Annotated in this window: 17 protein-coding genes; 3 read left to right on the top strand and 14 right to left on the bottom strand. The window is 69.2% G+C overall.

The window, feature by feature from the left end; translation table 11 throughout:
- The first annotated feature begins 92 nt into the window (after positions 1 to 92).
- Entirely contained in the window at positions 93 to 653 is a 561-nt protein-coding gene (gene ruvC, locus SFB74_RS05430; protein WP_432729743.1) for a crossover junction endodeoxyribonuclease RuvC, read from the top strand.
- A 10-nt stretch (positions 654 to 663) separates the two neighbouring features.
- Here ruvC and glyA read toward each other — a convergent pair whose 3' ends face one another.
- Positions 664 to 1,986 carry a serine hydroxymethyltransferase gene (gene glyA, locus SFB74_RS05425; protein WP_432729742.1) on the bottom strand — a complete coding sequence of 441 codons (1,323 nt, stop codon included), beginning with the start codon at positions 1,984 to 1,986 and terminating at the stop codon, positions 664 to 666.
- Between the two features lie 116 nt (positions 1,987 to 2,102).
- On the opposite strand from glyA, the gene SFB74_RS05420 reads away from it, so the two are divergent.
- Both SFB74_RS05420 and SFB74_RS05415 read left to right on the top strand, forming a co-directional pair.
- The gene (locus SFB74_RS05420; RefSeq protein ID WP_432729741.1) at positions 2,103 to 3,062 is read left to right on the top strand and encodes a LysR family transcriptional regulator; all 960 of its coding nucleotides are present in this window, start codon (positions 2,103 to 2,105) and stop codon (positions 3,060 to 3,062) included.
- A 110-nt stretch (positions 3,063 to 3,172) separates the two neighbouring features.
- Positions 3,173 to 4,084, top strand: a complete 912-nt coding sequence (locus SFB74_RS05415; protein ID WP_432729740.1) for a hypothetical protein — start codon at positions 3,173 to 3,175, stop codon at positions 4,082 to 4,084.
- A gap of 7 nt (positions 4,085 to 4,091) precedes the next feature.
- Here the strand turns inward: SFB74_RS05415 and SFB74_RS05410 are convergent, their stop codons facing one another.
- From SFB74_RS05410 to SFB74_RS05350, 13 genes are all read right to left on the bottom strand, one after another.
- The gene (locus SFB74_RS05410) at positions 4,092 to 4,268 is read right to left on the bottom strand and encodes a hypothetical protein (RefSeq protein ID WP_019656766.1); all 177 of its coding nucleotides are present in this window, start codon (positions 4,266 to 4,268) and stop codon (positions 4,092 to 4,094) included.
- A gap of 15 nt (positions 4,269 to 4,283) precedes the next feature.
- On the bottom strand, positions 4,284 to 5,207 hold the full coding sequence (gene lpxC, locus SFB74_RS05405; RefSeq protein ID WP_432729739.1) for a UDP-3-O-acyl-N-acetylglucosamine deacetylase: 924 nt from the start codon (positions 5,205 to 5,207) through the stop codon (positions 4,284 to 4,286).
- Between the two features lie 256 nt (positions 5,208 to 5,463).
- On the bottom strand, positions 5,464 to 6,678 hold the full coding sequence (ftsZ, locus tag SFB74_RS05400; protein WP_432729738.1) for a cell division protein FtsZ: 1,215 nt from the start codon (positions 6,676 to 6,678) through the stop codon (positions 5,464 to 5,466).
- 170 nt (positions 6,679 to 6,848) lie between these two features.
- Positions 6,849 to 8,078 (bottom strand): cell division protein FtsA, encoded by a 1,230-nt coding sequence (gene ftsA, locus SFB74_RS05395; RefSeq protein WP_093196937.1) that lies wholly within the window; start codon positions 8,076 to 8,078, stop codon positions 6,849 to 6,851.
- Positions 8,079 to 8,108: 30 nt separating this feature from the next.
- Positions 8,109 to 8,897, bottom strand: a complete 789-nt coding sequence (locus tag SFB74_RS05390) for a cell division protein FtsQ/DivIB (protein WP_432729736.1) — start codon at positions 8,895 to 8,897, stop codon at positions 8,109 to 8,111.
- A gap of 2 nt (positions 8,898 to 8,899) precedes the next feature.
- Positions 8,900 to 9,871, bottom strand: coding sequence for a D-alanine--D-alanine ligase (locus tag SFB74_RS05385; RefSeq protein ID WP_432729735.1), 972 nt, complete (start codon positions 9,869 to 9,871; stop codon positions 8,900 to 8,902).
- Positions 9,868 to 11,346: a UDP-N-acetylmuramate--L-alanine ligase gene (gene murC / locus SFB74_RS05380; RefSeq protein ID WP_432729734.1), complete on the bottom strand. Its 1,479-nt coding sequence runs from the start codon at positions 11,344 to 11,346 to the stop codon at positions 9,868 to 9,870. The genes SFB74_RS05385 and murC overlap by 4 nt, the downstream gene beginning before the upstream one ends.
- Positions 11,343 to 12,407 carry an undecaprenyldiphospho-muramoylpentapeptide beta-N-acetylglucosaminyltransferase gene (gene murG, locus SFB74_RS05375; RefSeq protein ID WP_432729733.1) on the bottom strand — a complete coding sequence of 355 codons (1,065 nt, stop codon included), beginning with the start codon at positions 12,405 to 12,407 and terminating at the stop codon, positions 11,343 to 11,345. Before murG ends, murC begins: the two co-directional genes overlap by 4 nt.
- Positions 12,404 to 13,702, bottom strand: a complete 1,299-nt coding sequence (gene ftsW, locus SFB74_RS05370; RefSeq protein WP_432729731.1) for a putative lipid II flippase FtsW — start codon at positions 13,700 to 13,702, stop codon at positions 12,404 to 12,406. Before ftsW ends, murG begins: the two co-directional genes overlap by 4 nt.
- Positions 13,699 to 15,900: a UDP-N-acetylmuramoyl-L-alanine--D-glutamate ligase gene (gene murD, locus SFB74_RS05365; RefSeq protein ID WP_432729730.1), complete on the bottom strand. Its 2,202-nt coding sequence runs from the start codon at positions 15,898 to 15,900 to the stop codon at positions 13,699 to 13,701. Before murD ends, ftsW begins: the two co-directional genes overlap by 4 nt.
- A 19-nt stretch (positions 15,901 to 15,919) precedes the next feature.
- Complete coding sequence (gene mraY / locus SFB74_RS05360; protein WP_019656756.1) at positions 15,920 to 17,098, bottom strand: phospho-N-acetylmuramoyl-pentapeptide-transferase; 1,179 nt, start codon at positions 17,096 to 17,098, stop codon at positions 15,920 to 15,922.
- Positions 17,099 to 17,113: 15 nt separating this feature from the next.
- Positions 17,114 to 18,559, bottom strand: a complete 1,446-nt coding sequence (locus tag SFB74_RS05355) for a UDP-N-acetylmuramoyl-tripeptide--D-alanyl-D-alanine ligase (protein ID WP_432729729.1) — start codon at positions 18,557 to 18,559, stop codon at positions 17,114 to 17,116.
- Complete coding sequence (locus SFB74_RS05350) at positions 18,556 to 20,115, bottom strand: UDP-N-acetylmuramoyl-L-alanyl-D-glutamate--2,6-diaminopimelate ligase (RefSeq protein ID WP_432729728.1); 1,560 nt, start codon at positions 20,113 to 20,115, stop codon at positions 18,556 to 18,558. Before SFB74_RS05350 ends, SFB74_RS05355 begins: the two co-directional genes overlap by 4 nt.

Below are 20,115 nucleotides of genomic sequence, written 5' to 3'. Positions count from 1 at the left end.
GCGCATTCTGCCCACGATCAGGCGGCTTCAGCCCTCTCTTCGCAACTCTTTTGACATTCTTTTCCCGGGCTTAGGCCTTTACGTTTCCTTTCATGCGCATTCTCGGCATCGACCCCGGCTTGCAGACCACCGGCTTCGGCGTGGTCGACGCGGACGGCCATGCGCTGCGCTATGTGGCCAGCGGCACCATCAGCACGCGGCACCTGGGCACCGGCAACCTGCCGGCGCGACTGAAGGTGCTGTTCGACGGCATTGCGGAGATCACCGCGCGCTACCAGCCCGATGCGTCGGCGGTGGAAATCATCTTCGTCAACGTCAACCCGCAGTCGACGCTGCTGCTGGGACAGGCACGCGGCGCCTGCGTGACCGCGCTGGTCACCAACAACCTCTCGGTGGCCGAGTACACCGCGCTGCAGATGAAGAAGGCCGTGGCCGGCCACGGCCAGGCCGCCAAGGCGCAGGTCCAGGAGATGGTGCGGCGGCTGCTCGACCTGCCGGGCCTGCCGGGCGCCGACGCGGCGGACGCGCTGGGCATCGCCATCACGCACGCGCAGGTGGGACGCTCGATGGCGCGGCTGGCCGAGGCGGCCGAGCTGTCGAAGACGAACGCGGCCGTTCCCGCCGGCACCTACCGGCAGGGGCGTTCGCGCTGAAGGCGAACTCTCAGCGCACGATGTAGCGCAGCTCGCCGAGGCGCTTGCGGCGCTCGCGCACTTCGGCGGCCACCGATGCCGCGTCGCCCTCGAGCGCGCGTGCGATCCAGTCCGCAAGCTGAGGCATGTCCGCGGGCGTGAAGCCGAGCCGCACGATCTCCGGCACGCCGAGCCGCAGGCCGTTGATGTCGCCTTCCACCGGTGCGATCGGCAGGCCGATGCCGCAGGCCAGCAAGCCGCCCTGGGCGAGCTTCTTTGCGGCACGCTGCCCACCGCCCCAGCGTGCGGCCTCCAGCGCGAACTGGTGCGACTGCGTGAAGCCGCGCGCCTTAGCGAACACGGGCAGTCCCCGTGCGTCGAGCTCGGCAGCCAGTGCCTGCGCCGTCTCGCGCATCGCCGCTGCGTACGCGGTGCCGTGCACCTTCCAGTCGAGCAGCCCGCGGGCCAATGCGGCCGTGCGGCCCGCATCCGAATTGGCCGTGAGGCCGGGGTAGGCGATGGCGTCGATGCGTTCCATCAGCGCCGCGTCGTTCGACACGATCAGCCCGCCGGCCGGCCCGCCCAGGCTCTTGTAGGTGCTCATGGTGATCGCATGCGCGCCCTGCTCCAGCGGCTGCGGCCAGGCCTTGCCGGCCACCATGCCCGAGAGATGAGCCGCGTCGAAGAGCAGCTTCGCGCCCACGCTGTCGGCAATCTCGCGGATCTCGGGCACCGGGTGCGGGAACAGGTTCAGGCTGCCGCCGATGGTGATGAGCTTCGGCTTCGCCTCGCGCACCAGCTTCGCCAGCGCAACGATGTCGACCGTGTAGCCGTCGGCATCCACCGGCGCGGAAACCGGCTTCAGCCCATAGAGCCCCGCCGCGCCCGCCGCATGGTGCGTGACGTGGCCGCCGATGCTGGGAGGCGGCACGACGATGGTGTCGCCCGGCTTGCAGGTCGCCATGAACACGTAGAGATTCGACAGCGCGCCGGAGCTCACGCGCACCTCGGCGAACTTCGCGCCGAACACCTCGGCCGCCAGTTCGGCGGCGACCACCTCGATGCGCTCGATGGCCTCCAGCCCCATCTCGTACTTGTCGCCCGGATAGCCCAGCGACGGGCGCGAGCCCAGCCCGCGCGACAGCAGCGCCTCGGCGGCCGGGTTCATCACGTTGGTGGCGGGGTTGAGGTTCAGGCCCTCGACGTCGTGGATGCGATGGTTGTCGGCCACCAGGCGTTCGATCTCGGCGGCAACGCCTGCCGCATCGCGCGCGGAGGCATCGGAAGCGATGGAGAGCACGTGGTCCTCGCTGGCGGCGGGAACCCAGGGGCGGCGTTGCAGGGCGGCGGGCATGCGGCGGATCTCGCTGGAAGTGACGGATGCACGAATCGTCGCGCGCCGCCACCGGCCGGGCAAACCGGATAATCTGGCCCCGGGCCATAGAAAAACTTGGCCTGAAGGATCACCCGATGCCGCTCGCACCGCCGCGCCCCCGCCTCCCGCCGCACACCGCCGTGCGCGCCTTCGAGGCGGCGGCCCGCCACGGCAGCTTCGCGCGCGCGGCCGAGGAGCTCTTCGTCACGCCGGCCGCCGTCGCGCAGCAGATCAAGGCGCTGGAGACATGGGCCGGCGGGGCGCTCTTCGAGCGGCACAGCCAGGGCATCCGCCTCAGCGCGCACGGGCGGCGTGCCCTGCCGGCCCTCAGCGCGGCCGTCGACCAGCTCGGCCTGGCCGTGCAGGCGCTGCGCCACGAGACCCAGACCGCCGCGCGACGCAGCACGCTGCAGGTGGCCGCACTGCCTGCAGTGGCGCAGCTGTGGCTGTCCCCGCGGCTCTCGCGCCTGAAGGCGGAACTGCCCGGCGTGCAGGTGTCGGTGACTGCGCTGGAGCAGCCGCCGAACTTCCGTCGCGAGCCCTTCGATCTGGGCCTTTTCTATGCGCAGGCCGGCGAGCGCATCGAGGCTCCGGCAGGCGCGCAGTCGATCCCGCTCGTACGCGACCGGCTGCTGCCCGTGTGCAGCCCGCGCCTTCGCCAGACCCTGCCCACCGGTCGCCCGCGCGCACTCGACGATCTGGCGGAACTGCTCGAACGCTGCGGCGGATTGCACGACACCGTCTGGCGCGACGACTGGCAGCGCTGGCTGCAGGCCGTGCGGCCCGGCACCACGGTGGCCGAAGCCGAAGCGCTCGCGGCGGGGCCGGACTTCTCGCTCTACAGCCTCGCGCTGCAGGCGGCACTGGATGGCGAAGGCGTGCTGATGGGCCGAGAGCGCCTCGTCGCGCCGCTGCTCGCGCAAGGCAAGCTGCACGCGCCCTGGGGGCGGCCGAAGGCGCTGGGAGACACGGTCATGCTGCTGGTGCCCGCGCATCGCAAGGGACCGCTGCTGGCGCGGCAGGTTCAGGCCTTGCAGGCGCTGACCGAAAACTGAAACACGAGCGCCGGACACTCTCCGCGCCAAGCCTCCCCATTTACAGGGAGGCCGCCGCACAGGCGCAGTGACAGACTTCGCGCCAGCGTCAACAACATCGGGAGCGAACCATGGCAGGAGAGGATCACGGTGGAGGAACGCCCGCGCCCTCGTCGCGGGCGGAGAAGGTCACGAAATGGGCCAGTGGCGCGTCGGCGCTGATCGCGGTGCTCGCGGCGGCGCTGGGCCTCTACTGGCAATACAAGGCCGAGGATTCGAAGAGGGCCGCTGAAGACGCCCAGCATCGCGCCGCGGCTTCGGCGCAGGCGAACGAGGCGCTTCGCATCGAGTTCGAACGCAAGCGGGTCGATATTTCGCTCGACGAAACACGCTTCAAGCGCGACCAGTACGTCTACGAGAAGGTAGTGGAGGTGCTGCAGATGGACGAGAAGGCACCGGGGCGTCATCGCCGCGAGCAGGCGGCCTTCGCGCTTATCAATTCGGTGGCTTCCGAAGACCTGGCGGGCCGGCTCTTTCCGCTCGTGGCGCTGTCCTTCGCCGATCCGGTATTGCGTGCCGAGGCCGGCAAGGCCGGGGAGTTCGCGCAGGAGCAGAAGGCCATCGAGGTCAACCGCAGCGCCGCGGCGGCGACGAAGCCGCCGGCCAACTCGTCATCAGGGAAGTTCGCCGGCTTCCGGGTGGACATCCTGTATTGCACGAGCGAACGCAACCCGGAGGTCCGCGCGCGCAACGAAGCGCCCGCGCGCGAACTGCTCGGCAAGCTGAAGGCCTCGCGCGGCGACGTCACCTGGCGGCTGCGCGAATTTCCCGAGGCGAGCAATGCCGTTCCCGGCTACCTGATCCGCGGCGTGCAGGTCCGCTACAACCCGCGGGACAACGAGACGGAAGCGGCCCAGGCGCTGCGGCAGCTGGTGGTGGAGAACGTGCCGAAGGACTTCGACGAGGTGACGCTGCGCGAAGTCTCTCAGCGCACGCCGTCCTACCTGAGCCTCTTCATCTGCCGGCAGGAGACCGCCGGCTGAAGAAAGCTCAGGCGACCCGCTCGGCGATCAGGACCGCGAAGAAGCCGAAGGCCGCCAGCAGCGTCCACTTCAGCACGATCCAGCCGATGCGACGGTACTTGACCTGCCCCGTGCCCGCGTAGAACGCGAAGCACACGCCGGCCACCAGCAAAAGCAGCAGGATGGCCCAGCGGAACAGAAGCATGTGAGGAGCGGGTGCCTACCAGGCGCGCGCGACTTCGCCGAAACCGCGCGGGGCGCGCTTCTCGTCCTCGAAGGTCACGATCTCGTAGGCGTCGCTGTGCGAAAGCAGTTCGCGCAGCAGCTTGTTGTTGAGCGCGTGGCCCGAGCGGAACGCGGTGTAGGCGGCCAGCAGTGGCTTGCCGATGATGTACAGGTCGCCCATCGCGTCGAGGATCTTGTGCTTCACGAACTCGTCGTCGTAGCGCAGGCCGCCTTCGTTCAGCACCTTGGTGTCGTCCATCACGATGGCGTTGTCGAGGCCGCCACCGAGCGCGAGGCCCTTGCTGCGCATGTACTCGACTTCCTTGGTGAAGCCGAAGGTGCGGGCACGCGCGATGTCGCGGCTGTAGGAGCCGGTGCCGAGATCGAACTCCACGCGCTGGCCGGTGGAATTGACGACGCGGTGGTCGAAGTCGATCTCGAAGCTCAGCTTGTAGCCGTGGTACGGCTCCAGGCTCGCCCATTTCTCGTTGGCGCCCTCGCCTTCGCGCACCTCGACCTTGCGGGTCACGCGGATGAAGCGGCGCGGCGCCTTCTGCAGCGCGATGCCCGCGCTCTGCAGCAGGAACACGAATGAGGAAGCCGATCCGTCGAGGATCGGCACTTCGTCGGCCGTGATGTCGATGTAGAGGTTGTCGATGCCCAGGCCCGCGCAGGCGGACATGATGTGTTCGACGGTCTGCACCTTGGCGCCGCCGGTCGATACCGTGGACGCGAGGCGCGTGTCGGTGACCGACTCGGCGGTCATGCGGATCTCGGCCGGCTCGGGCAGATCCACGCGGCGGAACACGATACCCGTGTCGGCCGGAGCCGGCCGCAGCGTCAACTCCACGCGCTGTCCGCTGTGGAGCCCCACGCCAACGGCGCGGCTGATGGACTTGAGGGTTCGTTGTTGCAGCACGGCGGGGATTTTAGGCGCGCGACGGGCGTGACGGCCTATGCCCCTCGCTATGGCACCGATAGACATGGGTTCTATGCAATTCCTTCGAATTGGCCTGAAATGGACGCAAAGAGCACGAGGCGAGCGCAGCGCCTAGAGCCAGCAGACGTCCCTTTCAGGTCGTCCCTGTGCCCCTTACGCTCCCTCGTGCCCTCTGCGTCTGGCCGAGTTCACCCCCGCGATGGCCTCCAGCGAGGCCATCGGATGGGGTGTTCTCTCAATCAGCTTGACGACGCAGGAAGGCCGGGATCTCGAAGTCGTCCATGCCGCCCGAAGACAGCGCGTCCACCTTCGCTGCGGCCATCGTGCGGTTGGTGCGCCACACGCTGGGGACGGCCATGCCGTCGTAGTTGGGCTGGCTGCCGCCCGTGCCGCCGGCATGACCCACGCCACCGAGCGTCGGCACGGTGAACGGGATGTTGTCGGTGCCGGTGCGGATCACTTCCAGCGTCGGCTGCTGGCGACGTGCGTCGGGGCGCGACAGGCCGGTGGCCACCACGGTGACGCGCATCTCGTCGCCGAGGCTGTCGTCGTAGGCGGCGCCGTAGATCACGTGCGCGTCCGGCGAAGCGTAGGCGCGGATGGTGTTCATCGCCAGCTTCGACTCGTTCAGCTTCAGCGAGCTCTTCGATGCCGTCACCAGCACCAGCACGCCCTTGGCGCCCGAGAGGTCGATGCCTTCGAGCAGCGGGCAGGCCACGGCCTGTTCGGCGGCGATGCGCGCGCGGTCGGGGCCGGCCGCGGCGGCGGTGCCCATCATGGCCTTGCCGGGCTCGCCCATCACGGTGCGCACGTCTTCGAAGTCGACGTTCACGCCGCCGTACTCGTTGATGATTTCCGAGATGCCGCCCACGGCGTTCTTCAGCACGTCGTTGGCTTGCGCGAAGGCCTCGTCCTGCGTGACGTCTTCGCCCAGCACGTCGAGCAGCTTCTCGTTGAGCACCACGATCAGCGAGTCGACATTCGCTTCGAGCTCGGTCAGGCCGGCGTCGGCATTGGTCATGCGACGGCCGCCTTCCCAGTCGAAGGGCTTGGTCACGACGCCCACGGTGAGGATGCCCATTTCCTTCGCGACGCGCGCGATCACGGGTGCCGCGCCGGTGCCGGTGCCGCCGCCCATGCCCGCGGTGATGAACAGCATGTGCGCGCCGTCGATGGCGGCGCGGATGTCGTCCACCGCCGCTTCGGCCGCGTCACGGCCCTTCTCGGGCTTGCTGCCGGCGCCCAGGCCGCTGGTGCCCAGCTGGATGATCTTGTGTGCGTTGCTGCGCTGCAGGGCCTGCGCGTCGGTGTTCGCGCAGACGAACTGAACGCCCTGCACGCCACGCTCCATCATGTGGGCGACCGCATTGCCGCCGCCACCGCCGACACCGATCACCTTGATCTGCGTGCCCTGGTTGAACTCTTCGACTTCGATCATTTCGATGGTCATTTTTAACTCCTTGAATCTTGCAGTTGCCGTTATGTGTCTGTGAATATTTCTTGTGTACTGACGGGATCAACGATGAGACCGTCGCGATGGTGGACCTGTTCGTCGCCATCGCTCGTTGAAATGCATTGGGGGGCTGCCGCGCGCGAGCCAGAGTGGAGACTTGATCATGGCTAGAAATTCCCCACGATGAAGTCCTTGAAACGTCCGAATGCAGTCTTTACCGACCCATTCTTCTGCGCGACCTTGAAGCCACGCATGCGCGCGAAGCGTGCTTCCTCGAGCAGGCCCATTACCGTCGCCGCGCGAGGCTGCGCGACCATGTCCGACAGCGCGCTCGAATACTTCGGGATGCCGCGGCGCACGGGCTTGAGGAAGATGTCCTCGCCGAGCTCCACCATGCCGGGCATCACGGCGCTGCCGCCCGTGAGCACAACGCCCGACGACAGCACCTCTTCGTAGCCCGACTCGCGCACCACCTGCTGCACCAGCGAGAAGATCTCCTCGATGCGCGGCTCGATCACGCCGGCCAGCGCCTGCTTGCTCAGCATGCGCGGGCCGCGGTCGCCAAGGCCCGGCACTTCCACCTGCGTCTCGGGATCGGCCAGCAGCTGCTTGGCGAAGCCGTTCTCGACCTTGATGTCTTCCGCGTCCTTCGTCGGCGTGCGCAGCGCCATCGCGATGTCGCTGGTGATGAGGTCGCCCGCGATCGGGATCACCGCCGTGTGGCGGATCGCTCCGTTGGTGAAGATCGCCACGTCGGTCGTGCCCGCGCCGATGTCCACCAGCACCACGCCCAGCTCGCGCTCGTCTTCCGTCAGCACCGCCTGGCTGGAGGCCAGCGGGTTCAGCATGAGCTGGTCGACTTCCAGGCCGCAGCGGCGCACGCACTTGATGATGTTCTCGGCCGCGCTCTGCGCGCCGGTCACGATGTGCACCTTGGCTTCGAGCCGCATGCCGCTCATGCCGATCGGCTCCTTCACGTCCTGGCCGTCGATCACGAACTCCTGCGGCTCCACCAGCAAGAGGCGCTGGTCGCTCGAGATGTTGATCGCGCGCGCCGTCTCCACCACGCGGGCCACGTCGGCGGGCGTCACTTCCTTGTCCTTCACCGCCACCATGCCGCTGGAGTTGATGCCGCGGATGTGGCTGCCGGTGATGCCGGTGTAGACGCGGCTGATCTTGCAGTCGGCCATCAGCTCGGCCTCTTTCAGCGCCTGCTGGATGCTCTGCACGGTGGCGTCGATGTTCACCACCACGCCGCGCTTGAGGCCGTTGCTCGGCGCGATGCCGAGGCCGGCCAGCTTGAGCTCGCCGCCGGGCAGCACCTCGGCCACGACCACCATCACCTTGGCGGTGCCGATGTCGAGTCCTACGACCAGGTCTTTGTATTCTTTGGGCATTGGGATATGTCCTCGATTCCTCGGTATTCGCTACTTGATTTTTCTTGGGGCCTCTGGCGAGACCGTGGTGACGCCGCGCAGCCGCAATGCATACGCGTCGTTGTGGCGCAGGTCCGCGCCTTCGACGTCGGCCATGGTGCGGCGGTACTGGCCCGCGACCTGGGTCACGGTCTTCAGGAAGCGCTGCAGGCGGGCCGTCACTTCCTCGCCCTGGCCGCGGCCCAGCTCGATCTCGGCGCCGCTGTCGAGCACCACCTTCCAGCTGCCGCGGCTCGACAGCGTGAGCTCGTCGATGCTGAGGTCGTAGGGCTGGAACTGCGGCTGCAGCACGCGGTACATGCCCAGCACCTGGCCGGCCTGCTCGATCGGGCCATCGAGGCGCGGCAGGTTGTCGTCCACCTCGGCCACGTTGGCCTCGAACACGTCGCCGAAGCCGTTGATGAGCTTCGAGCCCGCCTCGTCGCCCCAGTTGGCCACCGGCACCTGCTCGGTCAGCGTCACGCGCAGCTTGTTCGGGAACTCGCGGCGCACCACCGCGCTGCGCACCCACGGCACCGACTCGAAGGCCGCGCGCGCGCGCGCCAGGTCGATGGTGAAGAAGTTGCCCGACAGCTGCGGCGCCACGTTGGCGCGCAGCGTGACCGCGTTGTTGTGCGTGACCTCGCCGTCCACCTTGATGCCGGCAATGGGGAAGAAAGGCTGGCGCAGCACCCACCACGCGCCCGCGGCAAGCAGCATGAGCGCCACCATCGCGAAGGCAATGTTCGCGACGATGTTCATGAGCTTGACGTCGAAGGGCGCTGGGATGCTGTCGGCCATGGCTATAGCGAGCCTCCCGTTGCGTCCAGCGTGGCGGAAGCCAGCACCCGCAGGCACAGCTCCTCGTACGCGATGCCCGCGGCGCGGGCGGACATCGGCACCAGCGAATGGCTGGTCATGCCGGGCGAGGTGTTCATCTCGAGCAGGAAGGGCTTGCGGTCGCTGGCGCGGATCATCACGTCGGCGCGGCCCCAGCCGCGGCAGCCGAGCGTGCGGTAGGCGGCCAGCGTGATGCGCTGGATCTCGCGCTCCTCGGCTTCGGGCAGGCCGCTCGGGCACTGGTACTTCACGTCGTCGGTGAAGTACTTGTTCTGGTAGTCGTAGGCCCCCTCGGGCGCGGCGATTCGCACCACCGGCAGCGCGCGCGCGTCGAGCCCGTGGCCGAGCACGGCGCAGGTCACTTCCTCGCCCTCGATGAATTCCTCGCACAGCACGTCGGCGTCGTACTTGGCCGAGAGCGCCACCGCGTCCTGCATCTGCGAGTAGCCCTGCACCTTGGTCACGCCGATGGACGAGCCCTCGCGCGGCGGCTTCACGATCACCGGCAGGCCGAGCACGTCGGGCACGGCCATGATCTGCTCGCGGCTTTGCTGGTCGAAGGCCAGGCGCACGTACTTCGGCGTGGGCAGGCCGTCGGCCTGCCAGATGCGCTTGGTCATGACCTTGTCCATTGCCACGCTCGAGGCCATCACGCCCGAGCCGGTGTAGGGAATGCCGAGCAGTTCGAGCGCGCCCTGCACGGTGCCGTCCTCGCCATGACGGCCATGCAGCGCGACGAAGCAGCGCGCGAAGCCTTCATGCTTCAGCTCGGCCAGTTCGCGCTGCGACGGATCGAAGGCATGCGCGTCCACGCCGCGCGAGCGCAGGGCTTCGAGCACGCCGGTGCCCGACATCAGGGAGATTTCGCGTTCGGCGGAACTGCCGCCGAACAGCACGGCGACCTTGCCGAAGAGTTTGGGGTCCTGAAGGCTCATGAGGCCCTCCCTTTGCGCGAAGCGCGCTCGGATGTTGAAGAGGCCGCGGCGGCAGTGGCTGCGGCACCGCTCGCGCCGAGCTCGACCACCTTGGCCGGCACCGCGCCGATGGAGCCCGCGCCCATCGAGAGCACCACGTCGCCCGGACGGGCGTTGTCGAGAATGGCGCGCGGCATCGCGGCGATGTCGTCGACGAACACCGGCTCGACCTTGCCCGCCACGCGCAGCGCGCGCGCCAGCGTGCGGCCGTCGGCCGCCACGATGGGCGCCTCGCCGGCGGCATAGACCTCGCCGAGCAGCACCGCGTCGGCCGTGCCGATGACCTTCACGAAGTCCTCGAAGCAGTCGCGCGTGCGGGTGTAGCGGTGCGGCTGGAAGGCCAGCACCAGCCGGCGGCCAGGGAATGCGCCGCGAGCGGCCGCAATGGTGGCGGCCATTTCCACAGGGTGATGGCCGTAGTCGTCGATCACGGTGAAAGTGCCCGTGGCGCCCTCGCCCTGCACCGAGACTTCGCCGTAGCTCTGGAAGCGGCGGCCCACCCCCTTGAAGCCGGCCAGCCCGCGCTGCACCGCCTCGTCGGAGATGCCGAGTTCGACGGCCACCGCGATCACCGACAGCGCATTGAGCACGTTGTGCTCGCCCGGCAGGTTCAGCACCACGGGCAGGTCGGGCAGCGTCACGCCGTTGCGGCGCTGCGCGGTGAAATGCATCTGGCCGCCGACGGCGCGCACGTCGATGGCGCGCACCTGGGCTTCCTCGCCGAAGCCGTAGCTGGTGACCGGGCAGGTCACGTCGGCCACGATCTCGCGCACCGCCGGATCGTCGGTGCACAGGATGGCCACGCCGTAGAACGGCATGCGGTGCAGGAAGTCGACGAAAGCCTTCTTGAGCTTCGCGAAATCGTGCCCGTAGGTTTCCATGTGGTCGGCGTCGATGTTCGTGACCACAGCCATCACCGGCAGCAGGTTCAGGAACGAGGCGTCCGACTCGTCGGCCTCCACCACGATGTAGTCGCCGCTGCCGAGCTGCGCGTTGGCGCCGGCGCTGTTCAGGCGCCCGCCGATCACGAAGGTCGGGTCGAGCCCGGCGGCGGCGAGCACGCTCGCCACCAGGCTGGTGGTGGTGGTCTTGCCGTGCGTGCCGGCAATGGCGATGCCCTGCTTCAGCCGCATCAGCTCGGCCAGCATCAGCGCGCGCGGCACGACCGGAATGCGCTTCTCGCGCGCGGCCAGCACCTCGGGGTTGTCCGACTGCACCGCCGTGGAAGTGACGACCGCGTCCGCGCCGACGATGTGCGCCGCGGCATGGCCCACGAAGGTGCCGATACCCAGGCCCGCGAGCCGGCGCAGCGTGGCGCTGTCGGCCAGGTCGGAGCCGGAAATCTTGTAGCCCAGGTTGAGCAGCACCTCGGCGATGCCGCTCATGCCGGACCCACCGATGCCCACGAAATGGATGTGACGAATCGCGTGCTTCATTTGGCAAGCTCCTCGCAGGCTCGGACGACGGCTTCCACAGCCTCTGTCTTTTGCATGGTCTTGGCCTTCGCGGCCTTCTCTATCAGCGCATCGCGCCCGGTTTTCTGTAGCAAGTCAGCCAGCAATTCAGGAGTGAGGTCGGCCTGCTGCACCAGCCAGCCGCCGCCCGCGTCCACGAGGAAGCGCGCGTTGGTGGTCTGGTGGTCGTCGACCGCCGAGGGGAAAGGCACGAACAGCGCTGCTGCGCCGACGGCCGCGATTTCTGTGACGGTGCTGGCGCCGGCGCGCGCGACGATGATGTCGGCGTCGGCGTACGCCTGCGCGGTGTCTTCGATGAAGGGCGTGAGCTCGCCTTCGACGCCAGCGGCCTCGTAGTTGGCGCGCAGCTCGTCGATCTGCTTGGCGCCGCTCTGATGCAGCACCTGCGGGCGCGCGGCCGGCTCGATGCGCGCCAGCGCCTGCGGTACCACTGTGTTGAGGCCGCGCGCGCCAAGGCTGCCGCCCACCACCAGCAGTTTCAGCGGACCGGTACGGCCCGCGAAGCGCTCGGCCGGTTCGGCCTTGGAAGTGAAGGCCGCGCGCAGCGGGTTGCCCACCCATTGCGCCTTCTTCAGCACATTGGGGAAGGCGGTGAACACGCGGTCGGCCACGCCCGCCAGCACCTTGTTGGCGAGGCCTGCGACCGAGTTCTGCTCGTGCAGCACCAGCGGCTTGCCGACCAGCACGCCCATCATTCCGCCCGGGAAGGTGATGTAGCCGCCCAGGCCCACCAGCACGTCGGGCTTCACGCGGCGCACCACGCCCATGCTCTGCCAGAAGGCGCGCAGCAGCTTCAGCGGCAGCAGGAACAGCGTGAGCGGGCCCTTGCCGCGCACGCCGCCGAACTGCACGGGCTCGAAGGCGAAGCCGCGCGGCGGAACCAGCTTTTCTTCCATGCTGCCGGGCGCGCCCAGCCAGTGCACCTTCCAGCCGCGCTCGCGCAGGGCCTCGGCCACCGCGAGTCCGGGGAAGATGTGGCCGCCGGTGCCGCCGGCCATCACGAGTGCGGTGCGGCCGGTCATACGCGGCCTCCTCTCATGAGCACGCGGTTCTCGTAGTCGATGCGCAGCACCACGGCCAACGCAATCAGGTTCATCAGGATCGCCGAGCCGCCGAAGCTCATCAGCGGCAGCGTCAGCCCCTTGGTCGGCAGCGCGCCCAGGTTCACGCCCATGTTGATGAAGGTCTGGAAGCCCAGCCACACGCCCACGCCCTGGGCCACGAGACCCGAGAACACGCGGTCGAGCGCGATGGCCTGGCGGCCGATGTGCATGATGCGGCGCGTGAGCCAGAGGAACAGGCCGATGATCAGCAGCACGCCGACCAGGCCGAACTCCTCGCCGATCACGGCCAGCAGGAAGTCGGTGTGCGCCTCGGGCAGCCAGTGCAGCTTCTCGACGCTGCCGCCCAGGCCCACGCCGAAGATCTCGCCGCGCCCGATGGCGATCAGCGAGTGCGACAGCTGGTAGCCCTTGCCCAGCGCATGCTCCTCGCTCCACGGATCGAGGTACGCGAAGATGCGCTCGCGGCGCCACGGGCTGCTCGCGACGATGGTGCCGAAGGCCACCACCACCAGCGCGGCGATCAGGAAGAACATGCGCGCGTTCACGCCGCCCAGGAACAGGATGCCCATGGCGATCACTGCGATCACCATGAAGGCGCCCATGTCGGGCTCGGCCATCACCAGCATGCCGACCACCACCACCGCCACGCCCATCGGCAGCACGGCGCGGAAGAAGCGCTCCTTGATCTCCATCTTGCGCACCATGTAGCTGGCGGCGTAGAGCACCATCGCGAGCTTGGCCAGCTCCGAGGGCTGGAAGCGCATGAAGCCCATCGGCAGCCAGCGGCGCGCGCCGTTCACGTTGATGCCGATGTGCGGAATGAGCACCGCCACCAGCAGCAGCAGAGAGGCCACGAAGAGCCAGGGCGCGGCGCGCTCCCAGGTCTTCATCGGAATCTGGAAGGCCAGCAGCGCGGCGATGAAGGCGAACACCACCGAGGCCGCGTGCCGCGTGAGGAAGTACGAGGCGCTGTAGCCGGCGCGCGCGAAGCGCGGGTTGTCGGGCAGCGCGATGGAGGCCGAATACACCATGATCAGGCCCCAGGTCAGCAGCGCGACCGTGACCCAGACCAGTGCCTGGTCGAAGCCCAGCACGCGCATCGGCGTGGCTTTCGTCTGCGCGATGCCGGCGCCGCCCAGCCGCACGGGCAGGTGCACGGGCAGCGAGTCGATCCCGCTGCGCGCGCGCCTGAACCAGCCGCCGAAACGGCTGGTGGATGCGTTGGGCGTGGCGCCTGAGGCGGCAGAGTTCAAACCGGGTCCTCCGTCGTCGTCGTCGAATCGCCCAGGCCGCGCGGGCTGTCCTCGTAGGCCTGCACGGCCTCGCGGAACACCTCGGCGCGGTGCGCGTAGTCCTTGAACATGTCGAAGCTCGCACAGGCCGGTGACAGCAGCACGGCATCGCCGGGGTTGGCGCGCGCGGACGCGAGCTTCACGGCCTCGTCCATCGAGGCGGCGTGCAGCAGCGAAACGCCGGTCGATGCCAGCGCGGCTTCGATGATCGGCGCGTCGCGGCCGATGAGCACCACGGCGCGCGCGTACTGGCGAACGGGCGCAGCCAGCGGCTCGAAGTCCTGTCCCTTGCCTTCGCCGCCCAGGATGACGACCACGCGTCGCTCCTCGCCCAGCCCGGTCAGCGCGGCGGCGGTGGCGCCCACGTTGGTGCCCTTGCTGTCGTCGAAGTACTCGACCTCGTCGATGACGGCGACGGGCTCCACGCGATGCGGCTCGCCCTGGTACTCGCGCAGGCCGTAGAGCATGGCGTTCAGCGGGCAGCCGGCGGCACTGGCCAGCGCCAGGGCCGCGAGGGCGTTCATGGCGTTGTGACGGCCGCGGATGCGCAGCGCATCCGCGGGCATCAGGCGCTGCAGGAAGATTTCCTCCTCGACCACGGCACCGCGCTTGCGCTTCTGTGTCTCGTCGGCTTCCAGCGCGCGCACCAGCCAGGCCATGCCGTTGACGCGCTCGATGCCGTAGTCGCCCGGGCGCAGCGGCATGGCGGAGCCGAAGGTGACGTGGGTGCGGATCTGCGGACGCTGCAGCTTGACCTTGACGGGCGCGGGCAGCATGGCCATCACGCCGGCATCGTCGCGGTTGAGGATCATGAGACCGTGCGCGCCGAAGATGCGCGCCTTGGCCGCGCCGTAGGCGGCCATGTCGCCGTGCCAGTCGAGATGGTCCTGCGTGAGGTTGAGCACCGTGGCGGCCGTGGGCTCGAAGCCCTGCACGCCGTCGAGCTGGAAGCTGGACAGCTCCAGCACCCACACGTCGGGCAGCGTCTCGGCATCCATGTGCGCCGTGAGCGTGTCGAGCAGCGTCGGGCCGATGTTGCCGGCCACGGCCACGGTCTTGCCGGCACGCTCGACCAACTGGCCGGTGAGCGAGGTGACCGTCGTCTTGCCGTTGGTGCCGGTGATGGCCAGCACCGCGGGCGTGTAGCCCTTGGGCGCCTCGGGCTCGACGGGCGGAGCCAGTTCGAGTTGGGGCGACGGCTCTTCCTCGACGGCGGCCGAGGCCGGGTTGGTGGCGGAGAGCTCGGCGATGCGCGCGACGAACTCCGCGGCTTCCTTGGCTGCTGTCGGGACGTAGGGCTTGCCGGTGGTCGGCAGGCGGGAAACGGTGGCGGGCGCGGGAGCAGGCACCGCTGGCGCAGCCTCAGGAACAGCGGCCTCGGTAGCTTCCGGCGCTTCGGCCGTGGTCGCGTCGGCGGCTTCCGGTGCCGACTCCGGCGCGGTTTCTGCCACCGGCTCTGCGGCGGCTTCGGCAGGCGCAGGCTGTTCTTCGGCCTGCGGCGGCTGCGGCACGGCAACGCTCATCGACGGATCGCGCGGCATGGCTTCGGCCTGTGCGGGCACGGTCGCTTCGGGAGCGGGTTCGGCGGCGGCTTCGGCAGGAGGCGACTCGGTTTCGGCAGGGGCAGCAGGCTGCTGTGCCGGTTCGGCCTCGGCCGCTGCCTGATCGACAGCCACAGGCTCGTCCAGCGGCAGTTGCGCCTGCGGCTCCGGCTCGACGGCTTCCACGGCCGCTTCGGCCACGGGTTCGGCCGGAGCTTGCGTTTCGGGCTCGGCCTCGGGTTCCGGCTCGGCGTCCACAACCGGCACTTCCACCGTGCGCAGATCCAGCAGCGCACGCGCGAACAGGTCCAGCTCGCCGCCGACCGGCAGCCCGACGGCACGCGCCGCATTGGCCACCGGCGCGATGGTCTCGGGCGACAGACCCGGCGAGCGATACACGGCGCGGATCGGCGTGCCTTCGACCAGCGCGGCCGAGAACGGCCCGCCGATGAAAGTCACGCCCGGCAGCTCCTCGTGCAGCGTGGAGAGCAACGCCGGCGCCTCGCGCGTGTCGGCCACGGTCACGACCGCACCGTGCCGCGCGCACCAGCGCGCCATCGCCAGCCCGGACGCGCCGAGGCCGAGGATGAGGACGGGGAGGTCTTTCAGATGCCGCATGCTTTTCTTCTTCTGTCGTTCACCGCAGCTTCAGCGTCGAAAGGCCCACGAGGCACAGCAGCATCGTGATGATCCAGAAGCGCACCACGACCTGCGTCTCGCGCCAGCCGCTCTTCTCGAAGTGATGGTGCAGCGGCGCCATCTTGAGCACGCGACGGCCCTCGCCGAAGCGCTTCTTCGTGTACTTGAAGTACGTGACCTGCGCCATCACCGAAATCGCCTCGACCACGAAGATGCCGCCCATGATGAAGAACACGATCTCCTGGCGCACGATGACCGCGATGGTGCCCAGCGCGCCGCCGAGCGCCAGCGCGCCCACGTCGCCCATGAACACCTGCGCCGGATGCGTGTTGAACCACAGGAACGCGAGCCCCGCGCCGGCCATGGCCGAGCAGAACACCAGCAGCTCGCCCGAGCCCGGGATGTTGGGGAACAGCAGGTACTTGGAGTACACCGCGCTGCCCGTGACGTAGGCGAACACGCCCAGCGCCGAGCCCACCATCACCACCGGCATGATCGCCAGACCGTCGAGGCCGTCGGTCAGGTTCACGGCATTGCTCGCGCCCACGATCACGAGATACGTGAGGATCACGAAGCCGATGCCGCCCAGCGGATAGCTCACTTCCTTGAAGAAGGGCACCAGCAGGTTGATCTTGGGCGGGAAGTCGAGGTCGAAGCCCGACTGCACCCACGCGAAGAACAGCTGCACCACGCGCCAGTTGGAACTCTCCGAGATGCTGAAGAGCAGGTAGAAGGCCGCGATCAGTCCCACCACCGACTGCCAGAAATACTTCTCGCGCGAGCGCATGCCTTCCGGGTCCTTGCGCACCACCTTGCGCCAGTCGTCCACCCAGCCGATGGCGCCGAAGCCCATGGTGACCCACAGCACGATCCACACGAACCTGTTGGAGATGTCGAACCACAGCAGCGTGGCGAACGCGATGGAGAACAGCACCAGCACGCCGCCCATGGTGGGCGTGCCGCTCTTGGTGAGGTGGGTCTCCATGCCGTAGCCGCGCACCGGCTGGCCGATCTTGAGCGCGGCGAGGCGGCGGATGACGTAGGGGCCGGCCACCAGGCCGACCACGAGCGCCGTCAACGCGGCCATCAGCGCGCGGAAGGTGAGGTACTGGAAGATGCGCAGGAACCCGAACTCGGGCGACAGCGTCTGCAGCCATTGGGCCAGTGTCAGCAGCATGTGGTTTCGCGCGGCTCATGCGTCATGGCCGCCCTCCTCTTGTTGTTGTGGTTGTTGTTGTGCCTGCTCGACGACCTGCACCACGCGCTCCATCTTCATGAAGCGAGATCCCTTCACGAGCACGCTGCCGACCTGCGGCAGGCGCGCGAGCACGGCCGCGCTCAGCGCGTCGAACTCCTGGAAATGGCGTCCGTCGGCACCGGCGAAGGCGGCAACGGTGTGCGCGGTGGCGGCGCCCAGCGCATAGACGGACTCGATGCCACGCTGGCGGGCGTGCTCGCCGACCTCGGCGTGGAACTCGGGCGAGCGGTCGCCCACCTCGCCCATGTCGCCGAGCACCAGCAGGCGCGGGCCCGGCAGGGCCGCGAGCACGTCGATGGCGGCGATCACGGAATCGGGGTTGGCGTTGTAACTGTCGTCGACCAGCGTGAGCGAATGGCCGCCGGGCAGAGCGATCTCGCTGGCGCGCGAACGTCCCTTGACCGGCTCGAAGACCGACAGGCCGGCCCCGATGGTCTCCAGCGACACGCCCGCCGCGAGCGCGCAGGCCGTGGCGGCGAGCGCGTTGACGACGTTGTGCCGGCCCGCGATGTGCAGGCGCGCATCGAAGTCGCCCACCGGCGTGCGAATGCCCACGGCCCAGGCGCCCTGCTTCCATTCGGCGCGCAGCAGAGAGACGTCGGCGTCCTCGTGCTCGCCGAAGGTCAGGCAGCGGCGCGAGCCGCCGTCGTGCGCCATGTCGGTCCACAGCGAGGTGAATTCGTCGCCGTAGGGGAAGACGGCCGTACCGTCTTCCGGCAGCACCGCGAACACGGCGGCATTCTCGATGGCCACCGCCTCGACGGTGGCCATGAACTCCTGGTGCTCGCGCTGCGCGTTGTTGACCAGCGCGATGGTCGGGCGCGAGATGGCCGCCAGCCGCGCGATCTCGCCCGGATGATTCATGCCCAGCTCGAGCACCGCGCGCTGGTGCTGCGCGCGCAGGCGCAGCAGCGTGAGCGGCACGCCGATCTCGTTGTTGAAGTTGCCGGCAGTAGCCAACGCACGTTCGGCGCGGAAGGCGAACAGCACCGCCGCGATCATCTGCGTGACCGTGGTCTTGCCGTTGCTGCCGGTCACGGCGATCAGCGGCAGGTCGAACTGCGCGCGCCAGCCCGCGCCCAGCGCGCCCAGCGCGACCAGCGAGTCGGGCACTTCGAGGCCGGCGAGGCCCGCGGCTTCGAGCCCGTGGTGCGCGATCGCGGCCACCGCACCCTGGTTCTTCGCCTCGGCGAGGAAATCGTTGGCGTCGAAGCGCTCGCCCTTGAGCGCAACGAACAGGTCGCCGGGCGCGAGCGTGCGCGTGTCGGTGTGCACGCGGGCGATGACGATGGAGCCGTCGCCCACCAAGCGCGAACCCGGAATCCATTGCTGGATCCGGGCCAGGGTGATGTCGAGGGGCGCGGTCGTGGTAGCGCTCATGCCGCTGCTCCTCGCTTCGCCAGCGCCTGCAGCGCATGGGCCTTGTCCGAGAACTCGATGCGCTGGCCGGCGATTTCCTGCCAGGCCTCGTGGCCCTTGCCGGCGATGAGCACGACGTCTTGCGGCGCGGCCTGCGCGATCGCGTCGGCGATGGCGGCCGCGCGGTCGGGCTGCACCTGCGCCGCGTCGGGGCGTGAGAAGCCGCGCAGCACCTGGCTGATGATCGCGTCGGGCTTTTCGCTGCGCGGGTTGTCGCTGGTGACGATCACGCGGTCCGCCTGGCGCTCGGCAACGGCGGCCATCATCGGGCGCTTGATCGGGTCGCGATCGCCGCCGCAGCCGAACAGGCACCACAGCGCGCCGCCGCGCTGCCTGGCCAGCGGGCGCAGGCCGATCAGCGCCTTGTCGAGCGCATCGGGCGTGTGGGCGTAGTCGACCACGGCCAGCGGAGCGCCTTCGCCGGTGCCCGCGCGGTCCATGCGGCCGGGCACGCTGGTGAGATTGGCGCAGGCGGCCACGGCCTGCGCCAGCGTGAGGCCCAGCGCGCGCAGCGTGCCGAGCACGCCCAGCAGGTTCGACACGTTGTACTGGCCGATGAGCCCGGTCGACAGGCGCTCCACGGAGGCCGTGCCGTGCTCGGCCACCGAGAACTGCAGGCCCTGCGCGTCGTAGCCGATGTCGCGCGCCACGAGGCGGGCCGGCTTGCCGCCGGCCGAGACGGTCCAGACGTCGAGCGCGCCGATGCCGGCGTCGATCAGGTTCGCGCAGAGGCTGGCGCCGTGCGTGTCGTCGATGTTGATCACCGCGGCGCGCAGGCCGGGCCAGCGGAACAGCTCGGCCTTGGCCTGCCAGTAGGCGTCCATGCTGCCGTGGTAGTCCAGGTGGTCCTGCGTGAAGTTGGTGAACACGGCCACCGAAATCTGCGCGCCGTCGAGGCGGCGCTCGGCGATGCCGATGGACGATGCCTCGATGGCGCAGGCGCCGAATCCGCGCGTGACCAGCGAGCGCAGCTCGCGCTGCATCATCACCGGGTCGGGCGTGGTGAGGCCGGTGTAGGTCAGCTCGGGCGGCACGCCGATGCCCAGCGTGCCCATCACCGCGCAGGGCGACGGCGCGTCGCGCTGCATGGTGCCGTCGGGCTTCATCACGCGAACGCCGCCCGCCGCGCGCAGCGTGGAAAGCGATTCGGCCAGCCACCAGGCAGTGGAGGTCTTGCCGTTGGTGCCCGTCACGGCCAGCACTTCGAGCAGGGCCGAGGGGTTGTCGTAGTAGGCCGAGGCGATCGGGCCGGTGGCGGCCTTCAGGCCGGGGTAGCTCACGATGCGCTCATCACCATCGAAGCCGAAGGGCTCGACGCCCTCGTGCTCCACCAGGCAGACGGCGGCGCCCTGCGCCAGCGCGGCGGCCACGTGCCTGCGGCCGTCGGTGGCGGCGCCGGGCCAGGCGATGAAGACGTCGCCCGCGCCCACGGCGCGGCTGTCGGCGTGCAGCGCGGCCTGCGGCGCGCGCTCCTTCAGCCAGGCGGCGACCAGTTGGGGGGAAGTGAAGGTCAGCAT

The organism is Variovorax xiamenensis, assembly GCF_050916385.1.
Classification (GTDB): Bacteria; Pseudomonadota; Gammaproteobacteria; order Burkholderiales; family Burkholderiaceae_C; genus Variovorax.
Note: the sequence above shows the minus strand (reverse complement) of the source record. Positions and strands in the feature narration are given on the sequence as shown.